The organism is Aerococcus christensenii (genome assembly GCF_001543105.1).
GTDB classification, from domain to species: domain Bacteria; phylum Bacillota; class Bacilli; order Lactobacillales; family Aerococcaceae; genus Aerococcus; species Aerococcus christensenii.
On record NZ_CP014159.1, the window covers coordinates 510929 to 531603 of the forward strand.

At 39.8% G+C, this 20675-nt stretch carries 19 protein-coding genes; 9 read left to right on the forward strand and 10 right to left on the reverse strand.

All coding sequences use genetic code 11. The annotated features are described in order from the left end of the window. Position 1 precedes the first annotated feature (1 nt). From srlE to AWM71_RS02510, 9 genes are all read left to right on the forward strand, one after another. Positions 2–1009 carry a PTS glucitol/sorbitol transporter subunit IIB gene (gene srlE, locus AWM71_RS02470; RefSeq protein ID WP_060776509.1) on the forward strand — a complete coding sequence of 336 codons (1008 nt, stop codon included), beginning with the start codon at positions 2–4 and terminating at the stop codon, positions 1007–1009. Positions 1010–1041: 32 nt separating this feature from the next. Further along, positions 1042–1401: a PTS glucitol/sorbitol transporter subunit IIA gene (locus tag AWM71_RS02475; RefSeq protein WP_060776510.1), complete on the forward strand. Its 360-nt coding sequence runs from the start codon at positions 1042–1044 to the stop codon at positions 1399–1401. A 421-nt stretch (positions 1402–1822) separates the two neighbouring features. After that, entirely contained in the window at positions 1823–3124 is a 1302-nt protein-coding gene (locus AWM71_RS02480; protein WP_060776511.1) for a YeeE/YedE family protein, read from the forward strand. A 63-nt stretch (positions 3125–3187) separates the two neighbouring features. Further along, positions 3188–4885 carry an FAD-dependent oxidoreductase gene (locus AWM71_RS02485; RefSeq protein ID WP_060776512.1) on the forward strand — a complete coding sequence of 566 codons (1698 nt, stop codon included), beginning with the start codon at positions 3188–3190 and terminating at the stop codon, positions 4883–4885. 122 nt (positions 4886–5007) lie between these two features. Next, positions 5008–6279, forward strand: a complete 1272-nt coding sequence (locus AWM71_RS02490; protein WP_060776513.1) for a YeeE/YedE family protein — start codon at positions 5008–5010, stop codon at positions 6277–6279. A 110-nt stretch (positions 6280–6389) separates the two neighbouring features. After that, the gene (locus AWM71_RS02495; RefSeq protein WP_060776514.1) at positions 6390–7163 is read left to right on the forward strand and encodes an ABC transporter permease; all 774 of its coding nucleotides are present in this window, start codon (positions 6390–6392) and stop codon (positions 7161–7163) included. Beyond that, a complete protein-coding gene (locus AWM71_RS02500) occupies positions 7163–8233 on the forward strand; it encodes a taurine ABC transporter substrate-binding protein (protein WP_060776515.1) in 1071 nt (356 codons plus the stop codon). The genes AWM71_RS02495 and AWM71_RS02500 overlap by 1 nt, the downstream gene beginning before the upstream one ends. After that, complete coding sequence (locus AWM71_RS02505) at positions 8226–8996, forward strand: ABC transporter ATP-binding protein (protein WP_060776516.1); 771 nt, start codon at positions 8226–8228, stop codon at positions 8994–8996. Before AWM71_RS02500 ends, AWM71_RS02505 begins: the two co-directional genes overlap by 8 nt. A gap of 119 nt (positions 8997–9115) precedes the next feature. After that, entirely contained in the window at positions 9116–10012 is an 897-nt protein-coding gene (locus AWM71_RS02510; RefSeq protein ID WP_060776517.1) for a LysR family transcriptional regulator, read from the forward strand. Positions 10013–10035: 23 nt separating this feature from the next. Here AWM71_RS02510 and AWM71_RS08420 read toward each other — a convergent pair whose 3' ends face one another. The 10 genes from AWM71_RS08420 to AWM71_RS02550 all read right to left on the reverse strand — a co-directional run bounded on the left by AWM71_RS08420 (position 10036) and on the right by AWM71_RS02550 (position 20672). Next, positions 10036–10272, reverse strand: a complete 237-nt coding sequence (locus AWM71_RS08420) for a methylenetetrahydrofolate reductase (RefSeq protein ID WP_417859208.1) — start codon at positions 10270–10272, stop codon at positions 10036–10038. Between the two features lie 55 nt (positions 10273–10327). Further along, positions 10328–10423 (reverse strand): methylenetetrahydrofolate reductase, encoded by a 96-nt coding sequence (locus tag AWM71_RS08650; RefSeq protein ID WP_417859210.1) that lies wholly within the window; start codon positions 10421–10423, stop codon positions 10328–10330. 128 nt (positions 10424–10551) lie between these two features. After that, positions 10552–12834, reverse strand: a complete 2283-nt coding sequence (gene metE / locus AWM71_RS02515; RefSeq protein ID WP_060777437.1) for a 5-methyltetrahydropteroyltriglutamate--homocysteine S-methyltransferase — start codon at positions 12832–12834, stop codon at positions 10552–10554. Positions 12835–13058: 224 nt separating this feature from the next. After that, entirely contained in the window at positions 13059–14366 is a 1308-nt protein-coding gene (locus AWM71_RS02520; protein ID WP_201783958.1) for a ClC family H(+)/Cl(-) exchange transporter, read from the reverse strand. Between the two features lie 14 nt (positions 14367–14380). Beyond that, positions 14381–15208: an exodeoxyribonuclease III gene (locus AWM71_RS02525; RefSeq protein ID WP_060776518.1), complete on the reverse strand. Its 828-nt coding sequence runs from the start codon at positions 15206–15208 to the stop codon at positions 14381–14383. A gap of 59 nt (positions 15209–15267) precedes the next feature. Continuing rightward, complete coding sequence (locus AWM71_RS02530) at positions 15268–15666, reverse strand: DUF4186 domain-containing protein (RefSeq protein ID WP_060776519.1); 399 nt, start codon at positions 15664–15666, stop codon at positions 15268–15270. Between the two features lie 136 nt (positions 15667–15802). Next, the gene (gene brnQ, locus AWM71_RS02535) at positions 15803–17086 is read right to left on the reverse strand and encodes a branched-chain amino acid transport system II carrier protein (RefSeq protein WP_060776520.1); all 1284 of its coding nucleotides are present in this window, start codon (positions 17084–17086) and stop codon (positions 15803–15805) included. 313 nt (positions 17087–17399) lie between these two features. Continuing rightward, positions 17400–18578 (reverse strand): class I SAM-dependent rRNA methyltransferase, encoded by a 1179-nt coding sequence (locus AWM71_RS02540; protein WP_060776521.1) that lies wholly within the window; start codon positions 18576–18578, stop codon positions 17400–17402. Further along, a complete protein-coding gene (locus AWM71_RS02545; RefSeq protein WP_060776522.1) occupies positions 18535–19215 on the reverse strand; it encodes a VanZ family protein in 681 nt (226 codons plus the stop codon). Before AWM71_RS02545 ends, AWM71_RS02540 begins: the two co-directional genes overlap by 44 nt. Next, a complete protein-coding gene (locus AWM71_RS02550; RefSeq protein ID WP_060776523.1) occupies positions 19212–20672 on the reverse strand; it encodes a sensor histidine kinase in 1461 nt (486 codons plus the stop codon). Before AWM71_RS02550 ends, AWM71_RS02545 begins: the two co-directional genes overlap by 4 nt. Between the last annotated feature and the right edge of the window lie 3 nt (positions 20673–20675).

A 20675-nucleotide genomic window follows, 5' to 3' on the forward strand; every position in this document is an offset into this window, starting at 1 on the left:
CATGACTCAATTTAAAAGCATTCAAATCGTTAAAGGACAAGGTGGATTTGGGGGGCCTATTACGATCACCCCTACCGCAAGTAAACATAAATTCATTTATGTCGTAGGAGGCGGTGAACGCCCTCAAATCGTTGATAAAATTGAAGAATTAAGTGGAATGGAAGCTGTTAATGGCTTTAAAACATCCATTCCGGATGAAGAAATTGCTCTTGCTATTATTGATTGTGGAGGTACCTTACGTTGTGGTATCTATCCTAAAAAAGGTATTCCAACAATCAATATTATCGCAACAGGTAAATCTGGCCCACTTGCACAATACATCCGCGAAGATAACTACGTTTCTAATGTAGGCCTTGCAGAAATTAGCCTAGCAGATTCTCAACAAATTTCTGCAGAAGCCGAGGCCACTCCAAGTGCCTCCGAAACAAAAGCAACCTCTACTTATGACACTTCCAAAAAAATTACAGAACAAACCAAGAATCCAAGTTTTATTGCTAAAATTGGGATGGGTGCTGGACGTATTGTTTCTATTTTCAATCAAGCTGCGCGTGAAGCGATTCAAACCATGTTAAATACTATTATTCCTTTTATGGCTTTCGTTTCTCTTCTAATTGGGATTATTCAAGGATCAGGTGTTGGACAATGGATTGCTAAAGGGTTAGCTCCTTTAGCAGGAAACGGAGTTGGCTTAGTCATCATTGGTTTTGTATGTTCTCTGCCTTTTCTTTCTCCATTGCTAGGCCCTGGTGCGGTTATTAGCCAAATTGTCGGTACCCTAATCGGTGTGGAAATTGGCAAAGGAAACATCCCACCTCATCTTGCACTCCCAGCTTTATTTGCTATTAATACACAAAACGGTTGTGACTTTATTCCTGTAGGCTTAGGGCTCGCCGAAGCAAAAGCGGAAACCGTTGAAGTAGGTGTGCCTGCTGTTCTTTATTCTAGATTCCTTAACGGGGTTCCACGCGTCCTTGTTGCATGGATTGCAAGTATCGGGCTCTACAGCTAATATTCTACAAAAATGAAAGGACAATAGATAATATGTCAATATTCCAAACAGAAATTAAAAAAATCGGAGCCAACGCCCCTCTCTTTAAAGAAGAAAAAATGATAGTTCTCTTCGGAGATAATGCCCCAGTTGATCTTGCTGATTATTGTTATAACATCATCATTAATCCTCTTGAGGGCTCTATTCAGCCCGGACAATCCGTCCACTTTGATAATCAAACCTACATAATTACTGCTGTAGGAAATGTTGTTGAAAAAAACCTAACTAATCTTGGACATATTACCTTACGTTTTGACGGGGCTACAGATGCTGAGCTCGCAGGGACTTTATACCTTGAAGCTAAAGAACTTCCGGAAATTAAAGTAGGGACACAAATAAGAATTGAGAACTAATCATCTAACAACCCAAAATTTCAAACAATATATCTATAAAAAAAGAGCAAACAGTTTCAACTGTCTGCTCTTTTTTTATATTCCTTCATTCTCATTTTACGATCAATAGCGTTAGCTAATAGATATTCCCTTTACACTTGCTTATTCTCTCCACACTTGCTAAGATAACTTCAATCCTTAGAAAGCTTTCCTTTACTATAGTTTCCCTATTTATTCTTCAAAAGAATAATTATATTCTAATTGTGAAAATTCTACTTATTTATTTCTTGTTATACTCTAAGTAGTGAAAGCGATCGCATTTTAATAATGAACTGAATATTCTACAACTACTCAAGTTCATTATCCACTCTACTGATCATTTTATAAATAAATATGTGAATAAATTAACATTGAGAAGCTCATTAGATACGGAGGTTTTTATATGAATAAGAAGGTCTCAATGAAGCAAACCTTAGCGGGTTTAATCCTTATATTGTTACTCGTTATATTCGGTATTTATGTTGGCAGCTTAAATGCTTCTATGCCAATGTATTTATTAGCTGGTGTGTTACTAGGATACACCTTAACACGCTCACGGTTTGGATTTGCCGGAGGAATTAAACGTATTTACATGCGTGGTGAAGGCAGTTTAACCAAAGCTATTTTTGTACTTATTCTCGTCACTGCTGCTGTCTTTATGGGAATTCAATGGCATGCCCAACTTTCAGGGGCTATACCAAGCTATCTCGCCAAAAACGGCGAAAAAATTATCCCTGGTACCCAAAATGTTTACTTTACAAATATTGCAACTATCGTAGGTGGATTCATTTTCGGAATGGGAATGATGCTTGCCGGCGGATGTGGGTCTGGGACTGTGGCAGACTTTGGTGAAGGTCAAGGGCGGGCCTTAATCGCCTTTGTCTTCTTCGTTTTAAGTGCTGCGCCTGGTCACTGGGCACGTCAAGTGGTCGATAGAAGTGCGATCGGTAAAATCGGTTATCGCTTGCATCTTCCACAAGCCATTGGCTATGTTCCTTCTCTGATTTTAACAGTAGCTCTCATCGGACTACTCTACTGGGGCATTTTGAAATATGAGGCTTATCGGAAACAAACAAATACCTCTAGCGATCCTAAAGGAGACTATGAAGACTTTGAAAAGCCTCTCAAATTAACTGAACCTCAACCTTTTTTCAGCTATGCTACCTACCACAAACTCTTTATTGAACGTTGGAGCTTTACCGTAGGCGCCTTAGTCTTAGCTTTAGCATCTATCTTCGTGATGGTTACCACCAATAAACCTTGGGGAGTTTCTTCTCCATTAGTTGGTTTAGATATCTTTATCTTGCAAAAATTCGGAATTACTTTCTCTCCTGAGAACTTCGGAAGCCATCTTAAAATTGTTCAAGCCGGACTCTTAAGTCACGGAGGAACAGTTCGAAACATTGGGACCTTCTTTGGATGTACCCTTTGCTTCTTACTCGGAAATCGTTTCAAAATTGATTTTGATTTCAGCTTTACAGACGCTTGCTACTATGCCTTAGGTGGACTTATGCTTGGCTTTGGTTCTCGCTTTGCTTACGGATGTAATATTGGGGCAATGTATTCCGCAATTACTTCCTTCTCCCTTTCTGGATGGGTATTCCTAATTGCTATGTCACTTGGCGGAATCACAGGCATGCTAGTATTTGCTGGTAAAGTTAATATCTTGCCTAAATTAAATCTAAAATGTCAAACAAAATCTTAGTTATTTAATCAAAATATTATAAATAAAAAATAATATTAATACAAAGAATTGGAGGAATTTTCAATGAGTAGAAAAGTTATTGTTATTGGTGGCGTTGCTGGTGGGGCTTCGACGGCCGCTCGTGTTCGTCGTTTAGATGAATTTGCAGAAATTAAAATGTTTGAAATGGGACCTTACGTTTCCTTCTCTAACTGCTGTATTCCTTTCCACATTAGCGGTACCGTTGAAAAAGCAGATAATTTGATCTTAATGAGCCCAGAACAATTCAAAGCTCAATATAATATTAACGCTTTCGTTAACCATGAAGTGATCAGCATTAACCGCGAAGAAAAATATGTTGAAGTGAAGAACTTAGTAACTGACGAAGTCTTCAAAGAAACCTATGATACACTTGTACTTTCTCCAGGGGCTAAAGCTCTTCGTCCTAAGAGCATCGAGGGCGTAGACAGCGACCATGTCTTTGTCATGAAGACCGTTCCAGATCTCAAGAAATTCATGCAATATGCTGAAACCCACGAAATCAAAGATGTTGCGGTTATCGGTGGTGGTTTCATCGGAATTGAAGTCGCCGAAAACGCTAAAAAAGCTGGTTACAACGTTTCCGTTATCGAAGCTCAAGATCAAATCTTAGCTCCACTAGACTACGATATGGTTCAAATCGTTAACCGTCACCTCTATGACAAAGGCGTTCATCTTCACCTTAGCGACGGTGTAAAAGCTATTGAAGCAGATAAAGTTGTTCTTCAATCCGGTAAAACAGTTCCAGCTCAAGCTGTTGTCTTAGCTATTGGGGTAGTTCCAAATACTCAACTCGCTAAAGAATCCGGCATTGAATTGAATGCCCGTGGTTACATCAAAGTCAACCATCACTACCAAACAAATGACCCTGATATCTACGCTGTAGGTGACGCTATCGAAGTTAAAGACTTCTTTACAGGCGAAGCTACAAAATTAACTTTAGCTGGACCTGCACAACGTCAAGCTCGTGCAGCTGCTGACAGCATGTATGGTAGAACTTACGTGAATACAGGTGTTATTGGTTCTTCCTCTGTTAAAGTCTTCGATATGAACGTTGCTTCTACAGGATTGAACGAAAAACGTTGTAAAGAAGAAGGTATTAATTACGGCTTCTCCTACATTATTCCTAAAGACGGTGTTGGTTTAATGCCTGGGTCCAATAACATGTTCTTCAAACTTCTCTATGCTTATCCTTCTGGTCAAGTGATTGGAGCTCAAGCTGTTGGTTTAGGAAATGTTACAAAACGTGTAGACGTTATCGCAACTACCATCATGCTTCACGGAAACTTAGAAGACCTCAAAGAACTTGAATTAGAATACTCCCCACACTACGGAACAGCAAAAGATGTTGTTAACCACGCCGCTTTAGTCGCTCTTAACATTTTGAATGGCGAATTCAAAAAAGTTCCAGTAAGCCAAGTACGTGAACTTGTAGAAAATAATGCCTTCATTATTGATGCACGTGAAGAAGACGAATACGCTCAAGGACATGTTATTAATGCGCTCAACATTCCTCTTAGCCAATTCAGAGATCGCTTAGATGAAATTCCAAAAGATCGTCCAGTTTACATCTACTGCCGTTCTAGCCAACGGAGCTATAACATGGTTCGTGCCCTTGGCCAAAGAGGTTACGAAAATGTCTACAACATGGACGGCTCCTTCTTAGGAATCAGCGAACACGAATACTTTAACGATCAAATAACAGGACGTAAACCAATCGTTACAGAATATAACTTCATTTAAAGCTTATAATTATTTTACGAAGTTTAAATGTACTGCTTCTAATTTCAGAGGCAGTACTTTAAACTTTTTATGCTAAACAATACTTTCATAAATTTAAAATACATAGGATGGGAGATACTATCATGAAAACAAAAGAACCTTTTATAGGTTTTATTCTTGTTTTTTTAATTTTATTATTTGGTTATTTTTATTTACAAAACGATATGTTATTTTTCCGCTTAATGATGGGATGCACCTTAGGTTACGCCCTATCTAGAGGATACATGGGATTTGCTGGAAGTGTGAACCGAGCTTACTTAACAGGTTCTACACGGTTAATGCGAACATTAATGCTTCTCTTCTTTATCTCAGCCGCAGGATCTCTCGCTGTACTCTTTCACGCAGATGCTACTAGCTTTGGTTTATGGGTTAATCCTATTAATCTTGGACTACTTCTCGGAGGAATACTATTCGGGGTCGGCATGGCCTTCTCCTCTTGCTGTGCATCCGGTGTTTTGACAGACTTAGTGACTGCTTTACCTCGTGCTCTTGTTACCCTGATCTTCTTCTGTGCTGGTGTTTTCTTGGGCTTCCCTATTCAAAATACAGCTTCTTGGATTCAAGAATCTTGGTTTACCACTAAAACAGGAGCAGCTATAGGGACCAAAGGCGTCTATCTTCCTGATCTTTTCGAATTTGATGGACTCAATGGGTACCTCGGAGCCCTTCTTGTTACAGCAGCCTTCTGCCTCCTTGTGGTTCGTCTTAGCTATGCTTACGAAAATAAACATAAAAAAGAAGGCACCTACAAACAGCACTTTGAAGAAGGCATCCAGAAAAAAGTCGTGGAAGAACAACTTAACGAAAAAGATACTCCTCTATTCTCACCAAAAGGTTATGAACGTTTCTTTGTTCGTCCATGGACATTAAAGACTTCTATCTTTGTGATTTCGATTGTCTTTATTCTCCTAATGGGAGTAACCAAAGAAGGATGGGGAGCAAGTACTCCTTATGGATTCTGGTTTGGAAAATTGCTCATGATTTTTGGAGTAAGTGCTGAAAAAATTGCCCAATTTACTCATGGATCACCTAAACCTTATATTCTTGCTTTCTTCAGACATCCTGTTACCTTACAAAACGTGGGGATTTTACTAGGAACTGCTTTTTATCTCTTAACTTCTGGACAACTTATTCAAACAGCCAAAGCCAGCTTCCATATTACGAAAAAACAAGCCTTCTTCTATGCACTAGGCGGATTCTGTATGGGATTTGGAACCCGTTTATCCAACGGGTGTAACGTAGGTGCTTTATATACGCCTATCGCCAACTTCTCCTTGTCTGGTTGGATTTTCCTTATTGTGTTAGTTATCGGGGGTTACTGGGGAAATCAAGTAGCACACAAAGTTAACCTTTAGTTCGTAATTTTTATGGAGAAGTAAGGCCCTGACTTTCTATTCAGCGACTTTACATTCTCCATTTTTATTTAAAAAGCCCCTTTTATAAAAAAAGAAAGGGTGGATGTTATATGCACACTTTATTCAAAAAAATACCCATTGCCTTTTTAGTCTGGCTCCTTATTTTTATCACTTGGATTTTCTACACCGAGTGTATTCAGCCGGATGCTGTGATGATTCCTTCACCTCAAATTGTTTGGACTAGTTTTTTAGAAACTTTAAAAAATGGCTATGGAGGAGTCAGTTTAGCTGTTCATCTAAGAAGTAGCTTTGTCCGTTTATTTCTTGCTATGGTTCTCGCTTTCTTCACTGCCGTTCCCTTAGGATTTCTTAGTGGCTATTCTCGTTTAGTACAAAGCATTGTAGATTCGATCGTTCAATTTTATCGTCCGATTCCGCCTCTGGCTTACTACCCGCTTCTTATTCTCTGGTTGGGGATTGATGACCGTTCCAAAATAACCCTTCTCTATCTTTCTGCTTTTGCTCCCCTTTATATTGCCTGCGTTTCGGCTATTAGTAACATGCGTTACGATTACATTTTAAGCGCTCGCTCTTTAGGAGCAACTTCCAAAGATATTTTACTCCGAATTATTTGGCCATCTTGCTTACCAGAAATTTTTACAGGACTAAGAACCTCTTTTGGTTTTGCCTATTCTACTCTAGTTGCTACTGAAATGACAGCTGCCACCTCAGGCATCGGTTGGATGGTTATGGATGCCTCTCGTTATCTGAAAAGTGACATTATTTTCCTTGGAATCATCATTATGGGATTAAGCGGATTAATTATTGACAGATGCTTATACTTCTTAGAAACCCATCTTATTTTTTGGAAAGGAGTCCGCTAATGCCTACCCTATCTCCTCTAACACTCCGCAAATGGTTACGAAAGTTTATTATTGTTTTCCTTTGTTTTGGATTTATCATCACTTATTATCATTACCGTTCAAGTTCTGAAAGTCATCACCCTCGTGTGGTAAATATTGGCTATCTGCGCGTGCCCAACGATGAGATGTTAGCTATTAGCCAAGATTCTATCAAACAAGCGCTCGCTAAAGAAAATATCAACGTACATTTTACAGTGTTTGACTCTGGCGTTGAAGCCAATCAAGCCCTTGCTTCTAAAAGTATTGATTTTGCAAGCATGGGCATCACCAACGGCGTTATTGCTATGTCCAAAAATCTTCCTGTCGAACTGATCTGGATTCATGAAATTTTGGGGACCAATGAAGGTCTAGTTGTTAAAGACAATCAAAATATTCACTCCTTATCTGATCTCAAAGGGAAAACTCTGGCGACTACCTTTGCATCCACCTCCCACTTTTCCTTGCAAAAAACTTTAGAGAGCCAAGGTCTTCAAAAGGACATCACCCTTCTAGATATGAAATCCACAGACATTATGGCTGCTTGGCAGAGAGGCAATATCGATGGAGTTTATACCTGGGAACCCACCCTCAACAATATCCAAAAACAAGGAGGGCTTACCCTCCTTACCTCTAAAGATTTAGCAGAAGCAGGCTATCCTACCGCTAACATCATGGTAGGCCGAAAAGACTTTATCACGGATCATCCCAATATCACACAAACGCTCTTACAGTGCTTAAGCGAAGCTAAAACTTTTTACCACCAACAGCCGGATCAAGCAGCTCAACAAATTGCCAAAGCTTTGGAGATATCCCCAGAACTAGCTCAATTACAAATGAGTGGCGCTGACTGGCTTTCTCTTGACCAAGAAAAACAATATTTAAGCAATCCCACGCGGCCTGGAAAAATCTTTGATGTGCTCAAAAATATCAGTCAATTTCTCTATCAAACCCACATTCTTCCTAAAGAAGTCACGGATGAAACCATACATCAATTTATCAATGGCCATCTTTTAGAAAATCTTACTGAAAAAGGAGGCGAACAACATGAGTAAAGACTCCCTTGTCACTTGTCAAAATCTCACAGTCATCTATCCCAATAGCCAAACGATCATCTTAGACCACTTATCCTTTACCATTGAAAAAGGAGAATTTATCTGTGTCCTAGGACCTTCTGGCTGTGGTAAAAGTACCCTTTTAAACATCATCGCCGGTTACCTTTCTCCCACCAAAGGACAGGCTCTTTTTAAAGGGGAAGCTATTCAAGGTCCCTCCTGGCAACGCGGGGTAATGTTCCAACAGCAAGCCCTCTATCCATGGTTAGATGTTTTTGAAAATGTCGCCTTCGGATTAAAAGTTCGCCAGCAATCTACACAGGAGATTCAACAAAAAGTGCCCACTCTATTAAAAATGATCGGCTTAGAAGACTACACCCATGATTATATCTTCAACTTATCAGGGGGGATGCAGCAACGTGTTCAACTCGCTCGTGTCCTCGCTAACGATCCTGAGTTAATCTTAATGGATGAACCTCTAGGTGCTTTAGACGCCATTACACGAACAAAAATCCAAGCTTTACTGAGAAAGCTCTGGCATCAAGGAAATAAAACCTACTTCATGATTACACACGATATTGATGAAGCCCTATCCCTCGCTACCAAGATCATCGTTCTTAGCAAAAATCCTGGTCGAATCATCAAAACTTACCAAGTCAATTACACATCCAAAGCCTATACTGCCTCTCATCCGAATGAATATATGGATAATCGTTATTTACAATTAAAGGATGAAATTTACGATATGCTTGCTCAAGAATAAGTAGAAATTTTCTGAAAAGGATTATTTATTCAGTCTTAATTAACTGCTTTTTCCTAAGAAATTTAGTACAATAAAAGTGATAGTTCCTTTAATTTTTGATCAGAAAAGAGGTGTTTTTATTGCTCGATTTACGTTATTTGACTTTTTTAGAATTAGCGAAACATTTGAATTATACCAAAGCTGCGAAAGCTCTAAACTATACACAACCCACCATTACCAAACATATTCAATATATCGAAAATGATTTGAATACGAAGTTAGTCTACACCCAAGGACGGGAAGTAAAATTAACAGAAGAAGGGATCTACTTAAGAGATCGACTTTATGAGTTACTCGAAACCATCGATACCATCAAGCAAAGAATTGAAAAAAATAATAAAATTTCCATCAATCTTGGCACCAGTCGAACAGTTGGCGAATACTATATTCCAAACTATACTCCCCTACTTTCTCAAAACAAATTACACTTTAATTTGCTCGTTGAAAATACAGATACCTTGCTCAAAGCCTTAGAAGAGCGAAGCATTGACTGTGCGCTCATTTCTGGTCCGGTTTTTGAAGGAAATGGAATGTCTAAATTACCTTTCTTCCAAGATGAGATTATCTTAGTCTGTGATAGTCACCATCATTTAGCCAATAAAACCATCAATTTTGAAGATCTTTACCATCAAAAACTGATGATCCGCGAAAGAGGATCTGGCTTACAGCAGTCCTTAACGATTACTTTCTCCAATATGGGGGTCCCTTTTTCAAAATTTAACAACTTAATCTACATTGGAAATATCAGACTGCTCAAAGAGGTCCTTTATCAAGGCGAACGGATCGGTTTCCTCTATCGAACTTCCGCTCAAGCAGAACTAGACAGTGGCAAGCTAGCTCAAATCCATATTCGAAATTTAAAACTTCTTCAAAATTATTACTTAGTCTACTACGATAATAAAAAAGCACGCGCTCTCATCCATCAATTGCTCAAATATATTCAAGCAACCCCTAAAGAAAAGGCGATTAATCCTTAAAAAATTAACCGCCTTTTTGCTATTTATTTCAAAACAAAGAGAGGACGCACCACTTCATGAATCCGTTTAGAAATATAAGGATTATTCATGGTATACAAATGAATGTCGTCCACGACTTGCGCTCTTAAATCAACAATCTGGTCAACTGCTTCCGCTATCCCAACATCCCACATAGCAACCGAATTATCCCCATATCTCTCCAGTATCCGATGAAATTTAACAAGTAAATTGACTCCACAAAGGCTCACGATCCGATCGATTTGTTTTTGGCATGACCCCTGCTTTCATAAATACACAGATTCCAGCCGCCTTACATCATTCCTTGAAGTCATAGAAAAAATTATTGTCGAAAAAGAATTGCGCAATCAAATGATCTCCCCCTGCATCCCCCTTCTCTTTCAGATAGAGAATATCCTCTTAGCGCTAAAATACTCTCTATTTCCATAAGCTTGAGTTGGGATAACTTCTCTAGTACTTATTCTTTTTTCAAAATCATTCCCGGTAGAGGAAAAACCTCATAAGAAAAAACCGCTTATTCTTTAAATAGATCCTTTATTTTCATTTCTGACCTCCTTTACCGCTTGCACGAGATGACTGAGACTTTCCTTCGTTTCCTTTTCACCCCGTGTCTTCAATCCGCAGTCAGGATTCACCCAAAGTTTCTCAATAGGGATCTTATCCAACATCTTGTAGAGAGCGGTTTTAATTTCTTCTACAGAAGGGACGCGTGGGGAGTGAATATCATAGACCCCTGGCCCTACTTCTGTCTGGAAGTGGTTAGCCTTCAAGCCATCTAAAATCAATAAGTTTGAACGAGACGCTTCAAAAGTGATCACATCAGCATCCATAGCATCGATTGCTGGGATAATATCTGTAAATTCGCTATAGCACATATGAGTATGAATTTGGGTGCTTGCTTGCACCCCACTGTGCACCATTCTAAAGGCAGGGATCGCCCAATCTAGATACTCACTGTACCAGTCACTCTTTCTAAGAGGGAGTTTTTCCCGCAAAGCCGCTTCATCGACTTGAATAATCTTGATTCCATGAGCTTCCAAATCGAGGACTTCATCCCGAATAGCTAAAGCAATTTGATAAGCGGACTCTTTAAGGCTGATATCTTCACGAGGAAAAGACCAGTTTAAAATCGTTACCGGGCCCGTTAACATCCCCTTCACAGGCTGCTCTGTTAAACTTGCTGCATAGGTCGTCCATTTCACCGTCATGGCTTGAGAACGAGAGATGTCTCCCCAAATAATAGGTGGCTTCACACAACGCGTCCCATAGGATTGCACCCACGCTTTTTCGGTAAAGACATAGCCGTCTAACTGCTCGCCGAAATATTCCACCATATCATTCCGTTCAAATTCACCATGTACCAACACGTCTAAGCCGAGTTCTTCTTGAAGAGCAATACATTCTTTAATTTTTTGGCGATTAAACGCTTCATAAGTAGCTTGATCAATTTTCCCTTTTTTGAAGTCAGATCGATTCTTCTTCACTTCTTGTGTTTGTGGGAAAGAGCCAATCGTCGTAGTCGGTAAAATAGGGCCGTTAAAAGCTTCTTTTTGAATTTTTTCCCGTTCTCCAAAAGCAGGTTGCCGCGTAAATAAATCTTCTGTAATCGCTGAAGTTCTTTGGCGAACCTGAGGATTATAAGAATCTGGTCGATTCTCAAATAAGGCCTGATTCTTCAAATAACGCGCATCTTTCACATACTCCTCACTCTGAATCAACGCTTTTAAGTCACGAAGTTCCTCTAGCTTTTCTTCTGCAAAGGCAAAGTGTTTCCGATAGGTTGTTTTTAATTTTTCCTCATGCTTTAGGCTATAAGGCACATGAAGAAGAGAAGAAGAGGTATTTAAAACAACTTTAATTCCCCTATTCCGCCAGGCTTGAAGCTTTTCTAAAGTCAGTTGGTAATTATTCCGCCAGATATTCTTGCCATTGATCAAGCCTGAAAAAAGGAGTTTATCTTTTGGAAAGGAATGCTTATCTAATAAATCAAAATTTTGACGTCCTTCTACAAAATCCAGCCCGATCCCATCAAAATCTAAAGCTAATAGTTCTTCATAACAATCTCTCACATCACCAAAATAAGTCTGAACTAAGACCTTCACTTCACCCTTTTGCGCTAAGATTTCACTATAGAGTTCCTGAAGCAAATGAATATCTTCTTGACTGAGATCATACACAACATTCGGTTCATCCAATTGCACCCATCCTGTGCCTAAACTTTGGAAACCTTTCAGCAAGTCTTGATAAGCCACACAAATTGCTTGGACATAGTCCTCAGCCTTTTGACTGCCCACATATCTTAATTTCTTCAATAAGGTAAACGGACCAATTACAACTGGTTGCGTCTCAATTTCCAATTCTTTGGCCTCTTCATATTCTAAAAATGGCTTTTTGCCAACGAGTTTGACTTCTGTCTGATCGTCTATTTCAGGAACCAAGTAATGGTAATTGGTATTAAACCACTTCTTCATTGGGAGAGCCTTCACGTCCCCCTTATCTCCTTGATAACCTCTCGCCAAAGCAAAATAGGTGTCTAACTCACTGAGGGCTAAATTACGATAGCGTTCTGGAATAATATTGAACAAAACTGCCGTATCTAGTAACAAATCATAAAAAGAAAAATCATTCGATGGGATGAAATCTATCCCATTCACTGCTTGAAGTTGCCACTGACTCTGACGAATTTGACAAGCGGTCTTTTGCAGAGCTTCTTCTGTGATTTCTTGCCTAAAATATTTTTCTGTTTGGAATTTTAATTCGCGTAGACTCCCAACACGTGGATAACCAATAATGGATGTTTTCATACGTTCTCCCTCATTTCTAAAAATTTGCTGCTTTCGGTGAATCGCTTCATGCTTGATAATATAGCAAGCTGCCATCTAAATAGGTAATATCTGTTTTCTTCCGATTATTATCGTAGATCCCTATCAACCCTTCATTCTTCCAAATAAAAAATCACAAGCTTCCTCTGTTCAACAGAGTAACTTGTGATTTCCTATAAAAGCTTGTCTACTCCAGAAGAAAAGTCTTATTCTTTTTTCTTTTGCTTAGCAAGCATTCGTTCGTATAAATCATCATAGAAAGGTTTGGAACCTATCGCTTCTGACAGAGTATACGCCAAAAGACTAACTAAGGCTAACGCCAAATAATAATGGAAGGCGCCTCCTGTCATCTCCACGATCAGAACTACCGCTGTAATAGGGGAACGAACAATCGCTGCAAAGTGCCCACACATTCCCAACAAGGAGAAAATAAGCACCATCTCAGGCGCAATAAAGCCAAGATTGCAGAGAATACTTCCATAAATATTTCCCATTAAAGAACCGATCACTAACAAAGGAACCAAACTCCCACCAGGTGTTCCTGCCCCAAAAGCTAAGAACAAGAGAAGGAGTTTCACTCCATAGAAATAAACTAAACGCATCCAAGAAGGATTTCCTTGTAGAGGCATTAAAATAATGGATTCTCCCGCTCCAAAAAGCTCCCCATCCATCAAAAGAAAGAGGGCTGTCACTACAAACGGAAAAACAAATTTCAAATAATTATTGAAAGGAAGACGTCCATAGAACTCTTTCCCATCTACAATGACCACATTGAACAATACTCCAGATAAGCCGGCCAATAACCCTAAGACTACTAAATAGCCATACTGGGCTAAGCTAGTCACTTGGAAATTCGGAATATTAATCAAAGAGGGGCGATTGCCCATCCACAAATCTGAACAAAAAATAGCCGCAAATACTGTAAGGGCGGAACTCAAGAACACCCTTCGATTGGTTCGCTTATAAATTTCTTCCACAGCAAACAGCATGCCTGCCAAAGGCGCATTAAAGGCCACCGCTAGGCCAGCCCCCGCAGAAGCCCCTACAAAATATTTCTGTTCTTCCTTTCGCCCTGTAATTTCATGAACGGCTTGTCCAACTAAGCCCCCCATTTGAACAGAAGGACCTTCTCTCCCTAAAGTAAGCCCCGAGCCTACCGTCAAAAGACTCGTCAGGAACTTGAGAGGAAGCACCTTACGCCAATTAACACTCCATTTGTGTTCGATCAAGCCATAAATGACAGGAATTCCCGACCCTTTCACGTGAGCATCCTGTTGATCCATAAAATAGACCACAGTCGCTAAACCTACAAAGAGTAGCACAAAGCCTAACGAAGCTATCCAACTTCCCTGACAGACTTTAAGCAAAGTAGTCATTCCTTTAGAAAGATAATGAATACCTAACTTGTAGCAGGTAATCACTATTCCACATAGCACCCCTGTCACTAATAGCCAAAACAAAGTCGAAAGGTGAACAACTTCCATTTCTTCCTTCGTTTTCAAATTGTGTTCCAAGTTTTCCATCTCCTTTAATCTTGAATGTCTAACACAATTGGTGCGTGGTCCTGACGACTCCCAGAATCCACCATTTCTGATTGCACGACCTTATCTAAGAGCCGATCACTCACTAAGAAATAATCAATTCTCCAGCCTGAATTATTGATTTTACTGGTTTTTACGCGCTGGGCCCACCAAGTATACGCCCCCTCAAGATCAGGATGCAGAGTACGAAAAGTATCTGTAAAGCCCGCCTCCAATAAGTTCGAAAAACCTTGCCGTTCCTCATCTGTAAAACCTGCAGACTGATGATTATTTTCGGGATGAGCCAAATCAATCGGCTTATGTGCCACATTGAAATCTCCTGTAGCAATCACTGGTTTCTGGCAATCTAATTTTTGTAAGTACTTCCTGTACTTTTCATCCCAGACTTGTCGATCCGCTAACCGTTTCAACTCATTCCCCGCATTTGGCGTATAGACTTGCGTAAAATAGAAATCTTCAAATTCTAAGCAAATCAACCGACCTTCTTCATCCATCGGCGTCGGCGCTCCTATGGCCGGATAAGTCACCTCAAGCTTATAGGATTTCTTATACAGCGTCATATTACCAGCATAACCCTTCCTTGCAGGTTCTCTTGAACTCGTCCACACATAGTCATACTCCGGAAACCACTCCAACAAATATTGCTCATGCTTTTTTGTCGGCCCTTTAGGAGAAAGTTTCGTCTCTTGAATGGCAATCACATCCGGATCATAACCCTTAATCGTCTCCAACACTTTCCGTGATAACTGTGCTCTCGCTGAATCACTTGTCAAAGCCGCATTCAACGAATCAATATTCCAAGAAATAAATCGCATGCCTTCAAACTCCTTTTTATCCGTTTCCCTCCGCGATGACTTGAAGGGAATACACCATTCTATAAATCTAAACTCATTTGTTCATATTCTAAAACAGGGGGCTGATAGTCCCCCATCTGCTTCTCGATCCATGCCATCAATAAATGCACCACATACTCCTTTTCTTGTACTGTCATCTCACGATAAGGAGGGATATGATGCCATTTGGCTAAGCAACCTCGACAACAACATGCCGTTGCATGCTGAGCAAGGAAAACAGGATGCCCCTTCATGGGCGTTTGTTTTCCATCATTTTCCAGATAGGCAGGAGCTAACCGTTTGTTGATAAAATCTTCGGCATGTCGTTGAACAGTCACCATTCCCTTATGATACACATAAGCCTTATCAGCATCCGTCAAATGAAACCGCCGCCTAAATTTAGATTTTTCTAAACGTAGAAGCACGTCTTCAATTTGCATATTTCTGCCCCCTTTTTTCGCTTCTTCTAGTATAAAACGATTCCATCTTTTACGCACTTTATTTATTCGCTATCTGCACAAAAAATATCTCTCCAAAGATACAGTTGCACCTTCAGAGAGATATGATGAATAGAAATTAAGCTTTTTCAAGCCAGAAGTAACCGATGACTATACCGATGACAGCTAGTAACAGCCAGCCAAAACCTTGTTCAAAAAAAGGGAGGTAAGCATCAATAACAAAATCAACGTGGAATTGTTCAGATAGCACTGTCAAAATTGTTCCGATCAAAGTTCCCAAAGCTGCCCCCTTGAACACGCTGTCTTTCTTAATCCGATTGCCAAAGAGGGACAAGATCGTTAAAACAATTGTCACTGGGAAAGTCACAGTCAAGACGGGAACCGTCAATTTCACCAACATGTCAAATCCGAAATTAGCAATGATTCCGCTCAATAAGCATGCATAAAACACTAACCGCTTATAAGACATCTTAACAGGTAAAACTTCTTCAAAATAATTCGCCGTTCCCGCGATCAATCCAGAAGCTGTGGTGAAACATGCCAGCCCCACCGTAAGTGCAACAATCGTTCCTCCTATTTGCCCAAACAAGAGGGTGGAAATCTTATAAATCAACGTCGATTGAGAGGCCGATTGATCAAAAATTTGAGAAGACGTTGATCCCAAATAAGCCAATCCAAAAGTAATGAGCACTAACAACGCCGCACAAATAATCGTCGACTTCTTTACCACCTCTATCATCTCTTCTTTTTGACGATAGCCACGACTATAAGCGGTCGCAATAATAACCAATCCGAGATTTAAAGATCCAAATAAGTCCATAGAATGATAGCCCGTAATAATTCCCTCTTGAATCACACTTTCTGCATGCGGTGTCGCTGCCAATTCTCCGGCCGGTGTAAATACTCCCTTGAAAACTAATACGGCTATAGAAATTAACAAAATAGGCGTCAAAATATTTCCAATAATACTCATAACCTTCGAAGGAACCGCAGTTAAATAATAGACCAAAATAAAGAAAATAGCTGTAAAAATAAGCACAGACATCTTCGAATTCGATAATCCAAAGAGTGGAGCAATCACATCAAAGGTCGCTGCAGAAGAGCGCGGTACCACAAACAAGGGGCAGATACACAGCATGACCACCAAATTCAGAAAATGGGAGGCTTTTCCCCCGATGCGCCCAGTAATGGCACTCAATCTTCCGTCTGATTTCACCATCACGATAATCGCTAACATGGCCATTAAAATATCTGAAATTAAATAAGCTAAGGAAGCAGGCAACCATTGTTTGCCCGCAATCATTCCTAAATAAGGAGGAAACAAAACATTCCCAGATCCGAAAAACATTGCAAACAGAGCGAAGCCCATTACCAAAATATCATAATTTTTTCTCTTTTTCATAGGTCTCTTCTTTCTTTTTTAGAATTTACATAATACTCTTTTAAAAACACTTCTGAGTGCTAGCTCTTATAGTACCATTTTTTGACCAAAGAGAACACAAAATATTTTGAAATGTCTATACTTCAATCAATTAAAACTTATTAAATTCCTAAAAAAATTTGCATTAAACAAAAAAACACCTCTCTTTTGAGAGGTGTAAAGGAAAAAAACAAAAATGAAAGGATGAGCAACCTTTCGATTGCTACGTATACAGTGTACCATGAAAGTCAGAATAATGTAAGCCCTTTCAGTTTAAAAATATTAACTTTTTTATCTAACACCCCTTATTTTTTTGAAAAACAAGGACTTTTAGATACTGACTCTCTGGACTATGAGCAGGAGTAGGGAAATCTTCCCCAAGCCCAAAATGCTTGATCTCTTGTAAATGATTCCCTTGACTTCCTTGTAAAATAGCTTGACGAAAAGCCTTCAAGGAAAAGTTAGCAGCATTTGTTGAGCAAATCAAATGTCCTCCCTCATTTAACAAAGGAAGCGCGCCTTCGACTAAAGCCTGATAATCTTCTTTCACTCGGAAAATCTTCTTCTTATTTCTCGAAAAGCTAGGTGGATCCATGACAATGAGATCATAGGTTAAATGATGCCGCTTAGCATAGCGATAAAAGTCAAAAACATCCATCACATAAACGGCGTGGTCTTCACTTCTTATGCCATTAGCTGCAAATTGTTCAGCAGTCAACTCTCGCGTTCGATTGGCTAAATCCACACTACATGTCGAGAGAGCTCCTCCCATCGCTGCTGCCACAGAAAAAGCCCCCGTATAAGAAAATGTATTGAGTACTCTTTTACCGGCAGCTAGCTCCGTCATAAGGTAAAAACGAACCTGCCGTTGATCAAGAAAGATCCCTGTCATCCAGCCTTGGTTGAGATGGCAGCAATAATTGATCCCATTTTCTCGAATGAAAAGAGACTCTTCAGGGGGCTCACCGATCAGCTGTTCATGAGGGGTTTTAGCCGATTGGAAGCGATTCTTTCCTACCATCCCTCGCATTTCTGGATAAACCTTTTGAAAGGCGGCTACGATCTGTTGGCGATAGCAATAGATGCCCTGGGAATACCATTGCGTGACCACATAGCCGTTATACCAATCCATCGTCACGCCACCTAACCCATCTCCTTCGCCATTGAAGGCCCGCCAAGCATTGGTCAAAGGATTTGAAAAGAAAGCTTGCCTTTTTTCTCTAGCTTTTAAAAACAACTGATAGAACCACGCAGCGTTTAAATCTTCTTCATTTTTTAAACTGAGCACCCAGCCAATTCCCTTGTTCTGAGCTCCAAGGTAAGCTTTAGCAAAGCAGTGATTCTGATGATCAACTAACCCAATTACTTCGCCAGGCTGACCCTTGACCTCCTCAAGAAAATCTTCAACCTTTAACAAACAGTGCCCTGCCTTAATTTGTTCCTGGCTTTTCTTTTTTACACCATATTTCTTCATGTTTCTGTCTTCGTCCCTTCTTGAAATACTGATAGATATCGTAACTGAGATGGCCAAGAATAACCCCCATCGTATTAAAAATCACATCATCAATGTGGGCAACCCCCGTTTGAAAAATCAATTGAAAGCATTCAATCCCTAAACTTAAACTCATCCCGATCCCTACGACTCTAAAGAAAGAGTACCGTGTCCGCATAAAATAAGGGAGCCAATAGCCTAAGGGAATGAACCACAACACATTGCCGAAAAAGTTATACCAATAGGAGAAAGGCGAATCTGCCCCATATAATTTAATCGTATCTGAAAAAGGCAAGTAGTGTACCTGATTCCAAGGAATAGGATGGACCGGATGAATGGCCCACCACTTCCACTTATAGCGTAAAGCGGTTAGGTGAAGAAGAAGAATCACATAAGTCAAGAAAATAATGTTCCTCTTCCATTTTTTTAAAGGAAAAGTTCTCTGAGGAGACTTCTTCTTCCACCAGCTATACACACCCATCATCACTACTAACATTCCGAATACATAAAGTAAGGTTTTATCCAAGCTAAACAAAAACAGGCGAATTAAGGGAAGGTGATTAATCTTCCCCTCAAATAAAACCTCTAACTTTGATAAAACAACTCCTAATACAATCATTTTTTCCTTTCTTCTGTCCGCTCTTTATTCTCGGGCTGAGCCGGGAACATCAAGCGGAAGGTTGTTCCTTTTCCTTTTTGACTCGTCACATTAATCCTTGCATTATGGGCCTCCATAAGTTCTTTGACAATGGATAGGCCTAAACCAGATTCTCCATATAAGTTACTCTTTCTTGATTCATCCGCCTTATAGAATCTCTCCCAGATATTCTCCATTTCTTCATCTGTCATACCAATGCCTGTATCAGTAATCTCAATTTGACAGGCTCCTTCTTCAATATTCTTGGCTTCAATCTGAATAGTTCCTCCACTGGTAAACTGAATAGCATTATTCACAATATTGAAGATAATTTGTCTAAAACGGTCCAAATCTGCATACACTTGCGTCCCTTCTGCGACCTCTAATAAGAGCGTATCTTCCTTCTTGGCAGCTAACTCTTGGGCTTGAATCATAAAGTCTTCAAAAAAAGCCTTCAAAGAAAAAGTCACTGGCCGTAGACTAATTTCACGCGCACGAATTTTTTCATAATCAAGATTTTCATTGACCAAGCGAATTAAACGTTGGGTTTCATGATAGAGAAGTTTCAGTGATCGTTCTTCCTTGTCTTTTTTGAAAATATGGTAGCGTAGCCCTTCCAATAGGCCATTCATCGTGGTTAACGGGGTGCGTAATTCATGAGCAATATCCATAATTAACTGGTGACGAATTTTTTCTTGGTGATCAATCTCTAACTTAGAGGCCTGCAAACTTCCAATCATCTGATTGAAATCATTCGCTAAAGCATCAAATTCATCGTGCCAACGATGAGGATAGTCAATAAAGCTATACTCCCCTTGAATGACTGAATGTGTTGCCCGCCGCAAGCGGTTAATACGCCAAGAATGATAGCTTGCCAACATGTAGGCCAATAGAATTGCTAAAAGCGAAGCTACCCCTACTCCGCACATAATGCTTACCTTTAAATTTTGAACACTGTTATGAATAGTGGCCGCATCTTGACCAATCATTAAGTATCCCCTATAAGTCTGTGTTTTCTCATCTACTAATGGGATCGCCAAAGCAAAAGCATCTGGATTTTCCGCGTCAAATCCCATATCAAAAGGAACTAACCCATAACTCCCCTCAGAGAGCATCTTATGAATTTTGGGTTGATCCAACCGATAGTCTTCACTTTGATCCTTTTCATCGTCTATTATAAGCGGATACTGCCGTTGATTATTCGCATCATACCAATAAAATTTAAGATTAAAAGGTGCCTCCAACCAATCTCTTGTCTCTTCTAATAATTCAACAGATATCCTTTCGCCTTTAATATTTTGATAAACCATTTCCAGTTGAGAGGCTTCTCGGCTATAAATTTGATCCTTAGTAATCCGAAAAGTTACCATACCGACCGCCAAAGCTGTTACAAAAACGACCGCCGTAAAGGAGAGGACTTGTTGATACAAATACCTCACAAA